A 14,035-nucleotide genomic window follows, 5' to 3' on the forward strand; every position below is an offset into this window, starting at 1 on the left:
CATACTGAAGGAGGCCTCGTCGGGTCGGTTGTGTGTGGTAACTCAATCCAACCCGACGGGGCTCTTCACGTTCGAGGGAAGGTCAACTCCCGCGAGTTACGGACACAACTTCTGGCAACCCGCTTAGAGGACCCAAACCAGATCGGCGGTGTGTTGGCTGCTGTGGTACGGGGAGTTGGCCGTTGTGGACAGGCGAAGCCGTCGACAACGGCCAACGCACCGTACGACAACGGCCAACACACCGCAGCTACGAGGTCGGTCGAACTCTCAAGGTCTCCCCAACGCGAAGAGTGATCTGCCGCCGCCACCCACCAGCACGCAACTCCGTGCTAGTCCCCCCGACACTCCGCACCACCGCGCTCGTCACCTTCCCGTCCCGCCAAGCCAGATCCACCTCGAACCCGCCCTTGGCGCCAATCCCGGTGACCCGCCCCTGCTTCGCCCACGCCCCCGGCAGCGCGGGCAGGAACTCGATCACCCCCACCCGCGAGTACAACACCATCTCCAGCATCGCCGTCGGCGCACCGAAATTCGCGTCGATCTGGAAGATAGCCCGTTCCCCGTTGCGGTACATGTCGAAGAAGTTCGCCGAGGTCCCGTTCTCGTTGGCGATACTCGGCCGCATCACCGTCAGCAACAGCTGATACGCCCGGTCAGCGTCCCGAAGCCTTGCCCAGCAAGCGGATCGCCAGGCACAAGCCCACCCGAAGCTCTCCATCCCCCGGACCTCCAGCAACTTCCGGATGCCCTCGATGGTGGCCTTCGGCGACACATCATGGTTCATGTGATCACCAGGAAAGAACCCGATCAGCGGCGAGAGGTGGCGATGGGTGCGCTCGCCGATGTCGTCCGGGTGCATCCACTCCTGCAGCATCCCGGTCTTCGGGCTGACCTCCGGCAGGTACAGCCGCGCTTGAAGATCCTTGACCTGCGCGGCGAACTCCTTGTCCCGCCCCAGTTTCGCCGCCGCAAGCTGGAGTTCGCGGAACAGCTCCCAGACGATCTCCTGGGCGTAGCTGATGCCCAGCGCGTCCTGCGGCCCGTGCTCCGGCGACCAGTCCTTGTCGTCGACCAGCACCTGCCGGGTGCTGCCGTCCGGGTAGGTGTGCGTGATGGTGATCAGCCGCGCGGCCCAGAACTCGGCCGCGCCCTTGAGCAGCGGGTAGATCCGCTCCAGGTACTTGACGTCCAGGGTGAACTCGTAGTGCTCCCACAGCGACTGGCACAGCCAGGCGTTGCCAGCCGGATGCCACCACCAGCCGAGGCCGCCGTTGGTGTTGGTGGAGAAGGCCACCGTCCACCCGGCGATCTTCCCGGTCGAGTTGCGGAACCGGTTGCGCGGATCGTTGAACAGCCGCTGGGTCTGCTGGGACCATTCGGGCAGCTGCGCCAGGCAGTACTCGGCCAGCGCGGGGAAACAGCGGCCGAGACCGGCGCGGTCGGTCAGCCAGTAGTTCATCTGGATGTTGATGTCGGTGTGGTAGTCGGCATACCAGTCCGGCGAGTTGTTGTGCAGCCACAGGCCCTGCAGGTTGATCGGCAGGCTGTCCCTGGACCCGGTGATCATCAGGTACCGGCCGAACTGGAGGTAGCTGGCCTCCAGTTCCGGGTCCGGCTGCCCGGGGTTGGTGTGCCGCACCGCGAGCCGCGACCAGGAGTCCAGATTCCGTTGCGAGCGGCTGGATTCACCAAGGTCGACGGTCAACTTCCGGTACAGCGACTGGTAGTCGGCGACGTGCGTGTTGAGCAAGGCGGTCCCAGAGACCTTGGCCTTGGCCAGCGCCCGGTCCCTGGCCACCGTCAGCGGTTCCACCGCGGTGTTCCGGAAGCCCTTGGCCGCGTCCGGCAGGTAGTCGGTGCCGCCGGAGACCACGATCAGCAGTTCCCGGCAGTCGGTGAAGGTCAGCTCAGCGCCGGTGACGGCGACCGCGCCGGTGTCGCTGAACGCGGTGACCACCGCGGCGTAACGCAACCCGTTGTCGAACCGGGCCTGCAAGGAGATCGTGCGCGTCCCGGCTTCGCCGGTCACGGTCTCTGTGCGAGTGGGCTCCAGCCGGATCCGTCCACTGTGGACACCTCCGCCACGCTGGGTCAGCCGGATCACCACGACGTCGTCCGGGTGGCTGGAGTAGGTCTCCCGCCGGTACTGCGCGCCCTTGACCCGGTAGGAGGCGGTGACCAGCCCGTTGCTCAGGTCCAGCCGCCGCCGGTAGTCGCTCACCGCGGCCTTGGTGTGCCCACTGACCTGCACCCGCACCTTGGCGAGCAACCCGAAGGACCCGAAGTCGTTGGGCCCGTACGGGAACTGCCCGTCGTCCTGCAGCACGTCGTTGCGATGCCCGGTCCACAGGGTGGCGTCGGTCAGGTACAGCACGTCGTCGGCCGGATCGGACCCGACCAGCGCTCCCAGCCTGCCGTTGCCGATCGGCAACCCCTGCTGGATGATCCGGCTTTCCTCGGCGGGCGCCGGGTACCACAGACTGGTCGCCTCGGACTCCGGCACCAGCGAGACCCCCTGGGGCCGGGCCACCTCCTCTGCCTGTGCGATGAACGGCCGGACCCCGCTCAGCATCATCCCGGCGCCAACGGCGCCCGTGATGCGCAGGAAGTCCCGGCGCGACGGCGAGTCGGACATGGTCGAGTCCCTTCGATGGGCTGTGGCGGAAGGTCCACCCGAGGCTCGATGTGGTGGTGCGGCGCAGGAAAGATACGATCTCTTAACAGAACCGTCAACGGCCCGTGGACGTCAGCCAAACAGAGCAACGGCCAGAAGTGCTGGTAAGACAGCACATCCAGTGATGCATGCGCCAAGAAACAATTCCCAATAGATCACCGGCAGAGCACTACACATCCGATGACTACTCACTGTCATCACGCGACCACACCCCGGGATCGACACAGCCTCGGCTGGATATAGCATCGATGGTATGAGCTGGGGTACCGTGGAACTGGAGCCGGAGGTTCGGGACTGGCTGGAAGGTCTGCCGACAGTCCACTTCGCCACAGCGGCGTTCTACCTCGACCTGGTCGCCGATCAAGGACCGCTGCTGGGTGAGCCGTACAGCCGCCAGCTGGTCGGGAAACTCCGGGAACTCCGGTTTCATCTGGATGGCGAGGCAATCCGGGTGACCTACTGGATCGCCTCAGGGCGTCGGATCGTGTTGCTGACGGTCTTCCGCAAGACTCGGATGCGCGAGGCGCGAGAAGTCGCCAGGGCACAGCGGGCGTTGCGGCGGTGTGTCGCCGAGGAACACAGTGTGGACGGGGAGTGAGTGCGATGGCTGACCGTGACGACTGGGCTGAACTGCGCGAGCGTCGGCTCGCCGAGCCGGGTGCGGCCGAGGCTTACGATGCCGCGCGGCTCGCCTACGAACTGGGCAAGACCGTCCGCGAGATGCGCGAGCAGCGTGGCTGGACCCAGGCGCGGCTCGCGGAGATCGCGGGCATGGCCCAGCCGGCGATCGCGCGGTTCGAGGCGGGTGGCACCGTGCCGACCATCCCGGTCCTCGAACGGCTCGCGCACGCCCTGGACGCCGAACTGGTGGTCCGCCTGGACCCGCACCTCCGCCAGCCGACCGCGTAGTCCCTGGCCCGCCACCGAGAACGCCCCGGCGCCCCGCGCGATTCCTGCCGCGCGGGGCGCCGGGGCCAAGCGGCGGCCAGCGCCGCCGGGTCACGTCCTGCTGATCAGCGCTTCAGCGGTTCCGCCACGTCCCAGCTGGTGTCGTGGTGGAAGTTCGCCCTGGTCTCGTACCACTCCGGCCCGTCGAACTTCGCCAGCCACACCTGGCCGTTGATGTGCCGGACGAACTTGCCGGGGAAGTTCCACGACTCCAGCGAGACGCCGGTGCCGCTGAGGCCGTGCTGGGCGCACCAGGTGGCGTCGGCGTTGAACAGGCCAGGGTCACCGGAGGGGCCGTCCAGGCGCAGTCTGCCGCCGGCGTGCCGCAGGAAGTTGCCGGGGAAGTTGACCGATTCCAGGGAGTAGCAGCGGGTGTCGAGCCTGCCCGGCACCAGCCGGAAGGTGGCGTCGGCCCGGTCCAGTTCGGAGCTGCCAGGGTTGACCGGGGACAGCTCGCCCAGGCCGTTGGCGTGTCGGATGTGGCGGTCGTTGAGGCCGGGGTTGGTGGCGCGCAGGGACTTGCGGTCCTGGCCTGGCTGGGTCAGGTCGTGCCGGGCCTTGCCGACCACGGTCAGGAACCAGTGCTGGTCCGCCTCGTGCCGGTTGGTCCCCTGGCTGACCGGGCTGCCCTCGCCGGTGGCGAAGTTCGCGGCCTCCAGCACCTTGTCCGTGCTGACGTTGCGCAGCTCGATCGAGCCGCTGCGCGCGGGCAGCGCCTCCCACCACAGCGAGCGGTCGGCGAAGTCCAGGCAGGCGCTCTGCACGACCTGGATGCCTGCCGGGTTCTGTCCGTTGAGCGGGCGCAGGCACTGGTGCTTGTTGTTCATGCTGCGCAGCGCGACCGTGTTCTCCGCCTGCTGCACGACCTCCCAGCGCTGGTTGGGGCCGGCGTGGCAGTTCGCGATGACGGTGTGGGTGTTGGGTTCCCACCGGGCGAAGTAGACGTCGAGGCACTTCTGCGAGTGCACGCCACGCAGTTCGACGATGTTGCCGTCGGCCAGGCCGGGGGTCTGCCTGCCTTCCTTGATCAGGCCGCTGAGCCACGGCTCCAGGTCGTCGGTGCGCGCGACGGCCGCGCCGGGCGTGCCGCCGGTGACGCCCTGGCAGCCCTGCTGGCCGGAGCTGGTGTGCACGCCGAGCAGTTCGGGCGTGCCCGCGCGCTCCCGGAAGGCCGGGCCGCCGAAGTCGCCGTCGCAGATCGCGGCGTTCGCCGGGTTCTGCGCGGCGAGGCTGAAGTTGTCGGCGCCCAGCGCGGAGGCGGTGAACAGCGCGGTGTGCGCGCGCTCCGGCCGGGCCTGCGTCGCGGTGCGGCCGTACCCGGCGGCGCGCACCACCTCGCCTTCGCCGGCCGGTCCGGCCCGGTAGGCCAGCGGGGTGATGTCGTGCACCGGGTCGGTGAGCCGGGCCATCAGCACGTCCCTGGCCGCGTCCAGCCGGAACTCGGCCACCTCGCGCACGGCCGTGCGCGCCGTGGCCAGGCCAAGGCCGCCGAAGCGGACCGTGGTGCGCTGGGCCGGGCGACCGGACTCCAGCTGGTTGCCTGCCTGGGCCGGGTTCGGGTCGAAGCAGGCGGCCGAGGTGATGACCCACTGCGGGTCGATCAGCGCGCCGGAGCAGCGCTTGTCACCTTGGTCGAAGGCCGCGGTGAAGGAGTACGTGCCGATCTCCACCTGGTTGCCGTTGCTGATCGCGTGCGCCTGTGCCGTGCCCAGCAGGGTGAGCGCGGTCGTGACGATGGCAGCACGGACCACCCGCGAACGGGTTGTTGACACTGCGGAACCCCCCTATGAGTCCTCGATGAGTGACGGGCGAAGCCTAGGGCAGGGCGCTGACATTTCGCTTAACGCCGGGTGTGAGGATGGGCGCTCGTGCCCCATCGTGTCCCGCTGATCCCGCTGCTCGCCCTGGCTCTGGCCGTGCTCGCGGTGTCCACCTCCGGCCCGCTGATCGCCTACGCCGCCGCGCCCGCGCTGGCGATCGCGTTCTGGCGCAACACGATCGCGGTCGGCCTGCTCACCCCGTTCACCGCACTGCGCCGCGGCCCGGAGCTGCGTGCCGCGGTGGCCGGGGACAAGCGCGGTCCCGGCGGCTACAGCGTGCTGGCCGGGGGGATGCTGGCGCTGCACTTCGGCACCTGGATGTCCAGCGCCCAGCTCACCACGGTGGCCACCTCGATCGCGCTGGGCTGCACCCAACCGGTGTGGGCCGGGCTGATCGCGGTCGGCCAGGGCAAGCGCTTGCCGGTGAGCACCTGGCTGGGCATCGGCCTCGCGGTGGCCGGCGCGGGGTGGACCACGGGCGCGGACTTCCAGGTCTCCGGCGCCGCGCTGTGGGGTGATCTGCTGGCGGTGCTGGGCGGGATGGCCGCGGCGGGCTATGTGGCCCTGGGCGAGCAGGCCCGCACCGCGCTGAGCACCACCACCTACACCACGATCTGCTACGCCACCTGCGCGCTGGTGCTGCTGGTGGTGTGCCTGAGCGCGGGCATCCCGCTGACCGGCTACCCGGACAGCACCTGGCTGGCCATCCTGGCCATCGCGCTGGGCGCGCAACTGCTCGGGCACTCGATGTTCAACTACGCGCTGCACGCGGTCTCGGCCACCACGATCAGCCTGGTCACGCTGCTGGAAGTGCCGGGAGCGGCACTGCTGGCCTGGGGCTGGCTGGGGCAGACCCCTCGGCCCGAAGCGTTGCCGGGACTGGCGTTGCTGCTGGCCGGGGTCGCGGTGGTGGTGCTGGCCGGGGCCCGGCGACCCGCCGCGGCGCCGGTGGCCGGATAGCCGAACGGCCGGGGCGGCAAACGCCACCCCGGCCGTCAGATCAGTTGCGGTGTCAGGGCTTCAGCGGCGGGGCCACGGCCCAGCTGGTGTCGGCCTCGAAGGAGTTCGGCGTCTCGTACCACTGCGCGCCGCCCTTGTAGGCGTTCCACACCTCGCCGTTGATGTGCCGGAGGTAGTTGTCCGGGAAGTTGAACGAGGCGAAGGAGACTCCGTTGCCCGCCGCGCTGTCCCTGGCGCACCAGGTGGCGTCGTTGGCGAACAGCGGGGTTCCGTTGTTGTCGTCCAGGCGCAGCCTGCCGTTGGCGTGCCGCAGGTACGCGCCGCGGATGTCCCGCGCCTGCAGCGAGTAGCAGCGGCTGTCGGCCAGGCCGGGCACCAGGTCGAAGGTGGCGTCGGCCTTGTCCAGCTCGGGGCTGCTCGCGGTGATCAGGCTCAGCCAGCCCGCACCGCGGGCGTGCCGCAGGTAGTGGTCGGCCAGACCGGCGTTGGTGGCCCGCAGCGAGGCGCGCTGCGGCAGGTCGTGCCGGACCTTGCCCTTGGCGGTGAGCTGCCAGAGCTGGTAGTCGTAGGGGCGGCTGCCGTCGCGCAGCACCGGCCGGGCGCCAGGGTCGAGGCTGGGCACGGCCAGGCCGCCGAGGTTGCCCTGGTTGCGCAGCTGCACGGTGCCGTTCTTGCCTGGCGTGATCGCCCAGTCCTGCGCGCTGACGTTGCCGCAGGTCATGAAGGTGACACTGCTGCTCACCGTGGTCAGGCACTGCTGGGTGTAGAGGTTGCGCAGCTTCCGGTACTCACCGGAGCCGACGATCTCGAACTCCTCCTCCGACCGGCCGCTCCCGCACTCCGCGGTCAGCTCGCCGCGCAGGCACCAGCCGCTGATCTGGTTCTTCAGCGTGACCACGCCACCGTCGGTGATCACCGGGTTGGCCCGGCCCGCCAGCACCTGCTGCTTGATCCAGTCGGTCAGGTCGTCCACCCGGACCGCGGTGGTCGCGTCGCTGGTCTCGGTCTCGCCGAGGCAGTTGCGCCGCGGCGCGGTGACCAGGATGGCGCCCAGTTCCGGGTTGCCGTCACGCTGGCGGATCACCGGGCCGCCGAGGTCGCCCGCGCAGATCTCCGCCCCGCCGGAGCCCAGGGTCAGCGTCGAGCCCGCCTGGCTGCCCAGCGGGAAGGTGGCCGAGTGCAGCCGGTCCGCTTCCTCGCTGGCCGCGGCGAGCGCGCCGTAGCCGGTGACGGTGAGCTGCTCACCGGTGGCGAACCCGGAGGCCGTGGGCATCCGGGCCGGCCAGGTGTCGGGCACCGGGTCGACCAGCTTGACCAGCACCAGGTTGCGGTCGGCGTGCGGGACGAGCTGACTCGCCTCGGACACCGCGCCCTCGCCGTGGGACAGCTTGGCCCTGCCGACGGTGACCACCGTCCGCTCGGCGGGCGCACCGGGCCTGACCTGGCCTGGCGTGCCGAAGCAGCTCGCCGCGGTCAACACCCACTGCTCGTCGACCAGCACCCCCGAGCAGGACTTCTCCGCGCCGACCCGCAGGTAGGCGCTGTAGCTGTACCCACCGGTAGCCACCGGTGTGCCGCCGCTGATCGCGTGTGCGGGCAACGCACCCAGCAGGCCGGTCACCACCGACGCGGCCAGCGCACCGGCCACCGCGGTCTTGCTCAACTTTGCACGCGCCACAGCGCAGATCCCCCTTGAGTCGACGAAGTCGTTACGTGCCAAGGGGACGCCGCTCCCCCGCAGGGGAGACTATGCAGAGCTTTCGGGGGTCGTCAATCCGCTGTTCGCCGCGTGCCGGTGCCCACCGCGGGCACTGCTCCATCCGGGTCAAGTGGTCTGAACCGCTGGGTTTCGGGATCCAAAATGGACAGTCGGGCCTGGCCGATGTCGAAGAACAGCCCGATCACCTGGAGCCTGCCCTCGGCGACCGCGGCGCGCACCATGGGCAGCCGGGCCAGCGCCTCGGTCTGCACCGCGACGTTGACCTTGGCCAGCCGGTCGGCCGCCTCCTCCGGCTCGCCCGCACCGGCCGGGTGCCCGGCGCGGAAGGCGCGCAGGCTGGGCAGTCCGGCACGCAGCCAGCGGCCCAGCGAGTCGTCCTGCTCGGCGCGGCCGGAGAGCAGGCTGGTCATGCCCGCGCAGGCGGAATGGCCGCAGACCATCAGGGTGGGCACCCGCAGCACCTCGACCGCGACGTGCACGGAGGCTTCGATGCCGTCGTCGCCGGGCGGCACCAGGTTGCCGACGTTGCGCACGGTGAACAGGTCCCCTGGCCCGCTAGTGGTGATCATGTTGGGCACGATCCGGGAGTCGGCGCAGGTCAGGAACAGCCCGTGTGGGCGTTGCAGCACCGCGAGTTGCTCGAAAAGCGGGCGCAGCAGCGGGGCGGAGTGCCGGTGGTACTCGCGCACGCCGGTCTCCAGCGGGGAGCCCGAGCGCGGCCGGGGCAGCTCGCCCTGCCAGCTGGACCAGGGCGCGAACCAGCGCGGCAGCACGGGTTTGCCCTCGGCGCCGAGTTCGGCCACCACCACGGTGCCGCCGCGTTCCTCGTGCTGGCGCCGCCAGCCGGAGAGGTGTTCGTAGGCGGCGTGGTCCAGGAAGTCCGCGACCAGTTCAATGTCCACAGTGGACCTGTCCGGGATCTGCCCGAGCATCCGGGAAAGTCTTGGCAGGGACAGGAAACTCAGGGTTCCCTCGACCTGCACCCGCCACCGGCCGGGCCCGGACTCGGTGACCCGGACCCTGGCCCAGACCACCCGGCGCAGCACCAGCACCACCGAGGTGGCCAGTCCGATCAGCACGCCCTGCAACAGGTCCAGGAACACCACGCCGAACACGGTGGCCAGGTAGGCCAGGGCTTCCCGGTGCCGCCAGGCCGAGCGCACGTCCTCGATCCGGACCAGCTGCAGGCCGATGAACACCAGCAGCCCGGCCAGCGCGGCCATCGGCACCCGTTCGATCACCCCGGCCAGCAGCAGCACGAACAACAGCACCCACACCCCGTGCAGGATCGCCGAGGCCCTGGTGCGGGCGCCTGCGGCCACGTTGGTCGAGCCGCGCACGATCACCCCGGTCACCGGCAGCCCGCCGAGCAGGCCGGAGGCCGTGTTGGCCGCGCCCTGGCCGATGAGTTCGCGGTCCAGGTCGCTGCGGGTGCCGGCCAGTTTGTCCACGGCCACCGCGGAGAGCAGGCTCTCCACGCTGGCAATGACGGTCAGGGTCAGCACCGCGAGCAGCACCGCGCCCCAGTCGCCGCCGGGAAGCTGGGGCAGGCGCAGGGATTCCAGCAGCGAACCGGGCAGGTCCACCCGGACCAGGTCGAGTCCGGCGACCTCGGCCAGCACGGTGGCCAGCAGCACCGCGACCAGCGGTCCGGGCACCCGGCGCACCGGCGCGGGCAGGAAGCCCCACAGCAGCAGCACACCGAGCACCAGCAACCCGATCAGCGCGGCGGGCCCGTGTAAGTCGAGCAGCTGGCCGGGCAGTTCGAGGAGGTTGGTCAGCGCGCTGGTGCCGGGCAGGCCGCCGAGCAGCACGTGCAGCTGGCCGAGCACGATGACCAGGCCGATCCCGGCCAGCATGCCGTGCACCACCGCGGGGGAGATGGCCAGCGCGGCGCGGGCCACCCGGCACAGGCCGAGGACGAGTTGCAGCACCCCTGCGGCCACGGTGATCCCGCAGGTGACCGCCCAGCCGAACTGGTCGATGAACCCGGCCACCACCACGGTCAGCCCGGCCGCGGGCCCACTGACCAGCAAGGGGGACCCGCCCAGGGCGGCCGCCACGATGCCGCCGACCACCGCGGCGACGAGGCCGGCCACGATCGGCGCGCCGGAGGCCACCGCGATGCCCAGGGACAGCGGCACGGCGACCAGGAAGACCACCAGCGAGGCGGGCAGGTCGTACCGCAGGTCGCGTCGCAGCCAGTTCATCGGTTCCCCCTTTCCTACCAACACTATGGACCAATTGTCCGATTGGTCGGGACAGCGGGTAAGCGAGGAACTACTTGGAGCGACAGGAATCGGACACACTTCACCCGATCGAATGTCGGCCGCCAGGAACTCTGTTCAAGATCACCCAGCTCGTGGGCGTGCGCACGCCAGGCGTGCCAGATCACGGGCCGCGGCGAACCACACACAGTTCACCCGCTTTAGTGACCCGCTGCCGGGTTCCAGGCCGCCAAGCCAGCAGCCTCGTCGGCAACCCACCGGCGTGTTGGCCGTTGTCGTACCCAGTCTTGGCCGAACTTGTACCACTTGGGCCAACTGGTACGCCCACTTGGGCCAACCCGGCGTACCAGTTGGGCCAACTCGCCGTCCACAACGGCCAACACACTGTGCGACAACGGCCAACACTGTGCGGGGTGGGTGTCTAGCTGGGGTCCGTGGGTGGGCGGCAGCGGTCGGCGGAGTACAGGTGGCTGTCCGGGAAGGCGTGTGCGGTGAGGACTTCGCCGACCACGATCACCGCGGTGCGTTTGATCCCGGCCGTGTGCACGGCGGCGGCGATGTCGGCCAGGGTGCCGCGCAGCACGGTCTGCTCGGCCCGGCTGGCCATGGCGACGACGGCGACCGGGCAGTCCGCGCCGTAGTTCGGGATCAGCTCGGCGACCACGGCGTCGATCCGCTGCACGGCCAGGTGCAGCACCATGGTGGCGCGGCTGCGGCCCAGGGTGCCGAGGTCCTCGCCAGGCGGCATCGGGGTGGCCCTGGCCGAGGTGCGGGTGAGCACCACGGTCTGGCCGACACCGGGCACGGTCAGCTCCCGGTTGAGCGCGGCCGCGGCGGCGGCGAAGGCGGGCACACCCGGGGTGACGTCGTAGGGCACCCCGGCGGCGTCCAGGCGGCGCATCTGCTCGGCCATCGCGCTGTACACCGACGGGTCGCCGGAGTGCAGCCGGGCCACGTCCAATCCCTTGGCGTGCGCGGACACCAGCTCCTCGGTGATCTGGTCCAGGTTCAGCTCGGCGGTGTCCACCAGCCGCGCGCCGTCCGGGCACCAGCCCAGGATCTCTTGCGGGACAAGGGATCCGGCGTAGAGGCAGACCGGCGACCCGGCGATGATCCGCTGGCCGCGCAGGGTGATCAGGTCGGCGGCGCCGGGTCCGGCCCCGATGAAGTGCACGGTCACTGCGTCTCCTTGGTCACGACCCAGGTGGTCACCGGCAGCATCGGGCGCAGTGTGGTGAACCCGCCGACCGGCGCGGCCCGGCTGATCGCCACCCGCGTCAGGTCCCCGCCCAGGCGCGAATACCATTGCGCCACCAGGGATTCGGACTCCATGGTGACCGCGTTGACCACCAGTCGCCCGCCGGGCAGCAGGCTCTGCCAGCAGGTCTCGATCACTCCGGGCACGGTCGCGCCGCCGCCGACGAAGACCGCTGACGGCGCTTCCAGACCGGCCAGCGCGGACGGCGCCTCGCCGAGCACGACCTCGATGCCCGGCACGCCGAGGGCGTAGGCGTTGCGGGTGATCCGGTCGGCCCGTTCGCTCTCGCGTTCCACCGCGATGGCCCGGCAGCTCGGGTGTGCCCTGGACCATTCGATGGCCACACTGCCCGCGCCCGCGCCGACATCCCAGAGCAGCTGGCCGGGCACCGGGGCCAGCCGGGCCAGGGTGAGCGCGCGGACCTCGCGTTTGGTGAGCTGGCCGTCGTGGTCGAAGGCGGAGTCGGGCAGGCCGGGCACGGTGGGCAGCAACGGGGTGCCGGGGTCGGCCACGCAGTCCACCGCGATCACGTTGAGCGCGGCGGTGCGCGGCAGCGACCACTCCCCCGCGGTGCCGGTGACCATCCGTTCGTCCTTGCCGCCCAGGCGTTCCAGCACGGTCAGCCTGCTCGGCCCGTAGCCGCGCACGGTGAGCAGCGCGGCCACCTCGGCCGGGGTGCCGCCACCGGCGCTGAGCACCAGCACCCGGCGGCCGGGCTGGACGAACGGGTGCAGCAGTTCCACCGGCCGCCCGACCGCGCTGACCACGTCCACCGCTTCCAGGGGCCAGCCCAGCCGGGCGCAGGCCAGCGACAGCGAGGAGGCGTGCGGCAGCACGTGCAGCCGTTGCGGGCCGAGCAGCCGGGCCAGGGTGGAGCCGATGCCGAAGAACATCGGGTCCCCGCTGGCCAGCACGCAGATCCGCCTGCCGCGGTGGCGTTCGAGCAGGCCGGGCAGGGCGGGCAGCATGGGCGAGGGCCAGGCCACTCGTTCGGCGGTGACCTTGTCCGGCACCAGGTCGAGCTGGCGGGAGCTGCCGAGCAACACCTGGGCGGCGCGCACCTCCAGCTGGGCGGGTGGGGCGAGGCCGGGCCAGCCGTCCGCGCCGATGCCCACCACGGCGACAGACTCGGTCATCCGCTCAGGCCGGCCGCGGCGAGGATTTCCTTGTGCTGCTTGACCGGCAGCCGGTCCACATAGGCCAGTCCGTCCAGGTGGTCCACCTCGTGCTGCAGGCAGCGCGCGGCGATCCCGTTGGTGCGCACGGTGACCGGGTTGCCCTCGATGTCGAAGCCGGTGGCCTCGGCGTGTTCGGACCGGGACAGTTCGGCGAACTGGCCGGGCACGGACAGGCAGCCCTCGTTGAACAGGGTCAGCTCGCGCGGGGCGGGCGGCAGGGTGAGCACCGGGTTGACCAGGGTGGCGATCACCGGGTTGCCGTCGGCGTCCGGGCAGTCCATCACGAAGACCCTGGCGTCCACCCCGATCTGGTTGGCCGCCAGCCCCACGCCCTCGGCGGCGTACATCGAGGCGAACATGTCCTCGACCAGGGTCTTCAGCTCGTCGTCGAAGCTGGTCACCGGGGTACACGAGCGGTGCAGCACCGGGTCGCCGTAATAGACAATGGGCCGTGCTGTTCCGGTGCCGCTCATCGCCGCCGTCATCCTCCCCGAGCCATCTGGTCGCCGACGATCGTAGGCTGGGCTGTTCGCCGGGTTTCCGGGACCCCGGGGGCGAGCTAGGTTGACCGGCATGAGAAAACGCTGGTCAGTTGGTGTCGTGGTGGCCGCGTTGCTGGCCGCACTCCCCGTTGGCGTGGCCCAGGCGGCGCCGGAGACCGACCTGGGGCGCTCGGTCCGCTGCACGTTCACCCCGACCCCGGACGATCCGGCCGCCAAGCCGGTGCACCCGCCGCGGGCCAAGGCCAAGGCGCGGGGCACGGTCAGGGTGACCATCTCCACCAACCACGGCAAGGTGGTGATGGAGCTGGACCGGGCGAACGCGCCCTGCGCGGTGCACAACTTCCTGTCCCTGGCCCGGCAGCGCTTCTTCGACAAGACCCAGTGCTGGCGGCTGACGAACTCCACCCGGCTCGGCGTGCTGCAGTGCGGTGACATCTGGGAGGCGGAGAAGGGCGGTCCCGGCTACAAGTTCGACGACGAGGTCACCGGCAAGGAGACCTACCCGCGTGGCACGGTGGCGATGGGCAACTTCGGCCCGAACACCAACGGCAGCCAGTTCTTCATCGTGCACAGCTTCGCCAACATCAAGCCCGCCTACACCGTGCTCGGCAAGGTGACCCGCGGCATGGCGGTGCTGGACAAGATCGTCGCGGGCGGCATCATCCCCGGCCCGACCAACCCCCTGGACGGCCTGCCCAAGCTCCCGGTGCACATCCAGCGCGTGCGCTACGGGCACTGACGACCCG

The 14,035-nt window shown here is 70.6% G+C and carries 11 protein-coding genes; 4 read left to right on the forward strand and 7 right to left on the reverse strand.

Annotated elements, in window-relative coordinates; translation table 11 throughout:
* Positions 1–247 precede the first annotated feature (247 nt).
* On the reverse strand, positions 248–2,635 hold the full coding sequence (locus tag ACTOWY_RS39625) for a glycosyl hydrolase family 95 catalytic domain-containing protein (protein WP_441314740.1): 2,388 nt from the start codon (positions 2,633–2,635) through the stop codon (positions 248–250).
* A gap of 292 nt (positions 2,636–2,927) precedes the next feature.
* Between ACTOWY_RS39625 and ACTOWY_RS39630 the strand changes: the two genes are divergently transcribed.
* The gene (locus ACTOWY_RS39630) at positions 2,928–3,272 is read left to right on the forward strand and encodes a type II toxin-antitoxin system RelE/ParE family toxin (RefSeq protein WP_441314741.1); all 345 of its coding nucleotides are present in this window, start codon (positions 2,928–2,930) and stop codon (positions 3,270–3,272) included.
* Between the two features lie 5 nt (positions 3,273–3,277).
* Positions 3,278–3,583 carry a helix-turn-helix domain-containing protein gene (locus tag ACTOWY_RS39635; protein ID WP_441314742.1) on the forward strand — a complete coding sequence of 102 codons (306 nt, stop codon included), beginning with the start codon at positions 3,278–3,280 and terminating at the stop codon, positions 3,581–3,583.
* 104 nt (positions 3,584–3,687) lie between these two features.
* Here ACTOWY_RS39635 and ACTOWY_RS39640 read toward each other — a convergent pair whose 3' ends face one another.
* Positions 3,688–5,394: an AbfB domain-containing protein gene (locus ACTOWY_RS39640; RefSeq protein WP_441314743.1), complete on the reverse strand. Its 1,707-nt coding sequence runs from the start codon at positions 5,392–5,394 to the stop codon at positions 3,688–3,690.
* A 96-nt stretch (positions 5,395–5,490) separates the two neighbouring features.
* Here ACTOWY_RS39640 and ACTOWY_RS39645 point away from each other — a divergent pair, with 96 nt between their 5' ends.
* Positions 5,491–6,402: a DMT family transporter gene (locus ACTOWY_RS39645; protein ID WP_441314744.1), complete on the forward strand. Its 912-nt coding sequence runs from the start codon at positions 5,491–5,493 to the stop codon at positions 6,400–6,402.
* 52 nt (positions 6,403–6,454) lie between these two features.
* Here ACTOWY_RS39645 and ACTOWY_RS39650 read toward each other — a convergent pair whose 3' ends face one another.
* The 5 genes from ACTOWY_RS39650 to def form a co-directional block, all read right to left on the reverse strand.
* Positions 6,455–8,080, reverse strand: a complete 1,626-nt coding sequence (locus ACTOWY_RS39650) for an AbfB domain-containing protein (protein WP_441314745.1) — start codon at positions 8,078–8,080, stop codon at positions 6,455–6,457.
* Positions 8,081–8,172: 92 nt separating this feature from the next.
* On the reverse strand, positions 8,173–10,332 hold the full coding sequence (locus ACTOWY_RS39655; RefSeq protein WP_441314746.1) for a SulP family inorganic anion transporter: 2,160 nt from the start codon (positions 10,330–10,332) through the stop codon (positions 8,173–8,175).
* 439 nt (positions 10,333–10,771) lie between these two features.
* Positions 10,772–11,530 (reverse strand): precorrin-4 C(11)-methyltransferase, encoded by a 759-nt coding sequence (cobM, locus tag ACTOWY_RS39660; RefSeq protein WP_441314747.1) that lies wholly within the window; start codon positions 11,528–11,530, stop codon positions 10,772–10,774.
* On the reverse strand, positions 11,527–12,744 hold the full coding sequence (cbiE, locus tag ACTOWY_RS39665; RefSeq protein ID WP_441314748.1) for a precorrin-6y C5,15-methyltransferase (decarboxylating) subunit CbiE: 1,218 nt from the start codon (positions 12,742–12,744) through the stop codon (positions 11,527–11,529). Before cbiE ends, cobM begins: the two co-directional genes overlap by 4 nt.
* Positions 12,741–13,259, reverse strand: a complete 519-nt coding sequence (gene def / locus ACTOWY_RS39670; protein WP_441314749.1) for a peptide deformylase — start codon at positions 13,257–13,259, stop codon at positions 12,741–12,743. The genes cbiE and def overlap by 4 nt, the downstream gene beginning before the upstream one ends.
* Positions 13,260–13,359: 100 nt before the next feature.
* Here def and ACTOWY_RS39675 point away from each other — a divergent pair, with 100 nt between their 5' ends.
* Positions 13,360–14,028 (forward strand): peptidylprolyl isomerase, encoded by a 669-nt coding sequence (locus ACTOWY_RS39675; protein WP_441314750.1) that lies wholly within the window; start codon positions 13,360–13,362, stop codon positions 14,026–14,028.
* Positions 14,029–14,035 lie beyond the last annotated feature (7 nt).

The sequence above is a fragment of the Crossiella sp. CA198 genome (genome assembly GCF_052078295.1).
Taxonomy (GTDB): Bacteria; Actinomycetota; Actinomycetes; order Mycobacteriales; family Pseudonocardiaceae; genus Crossiella.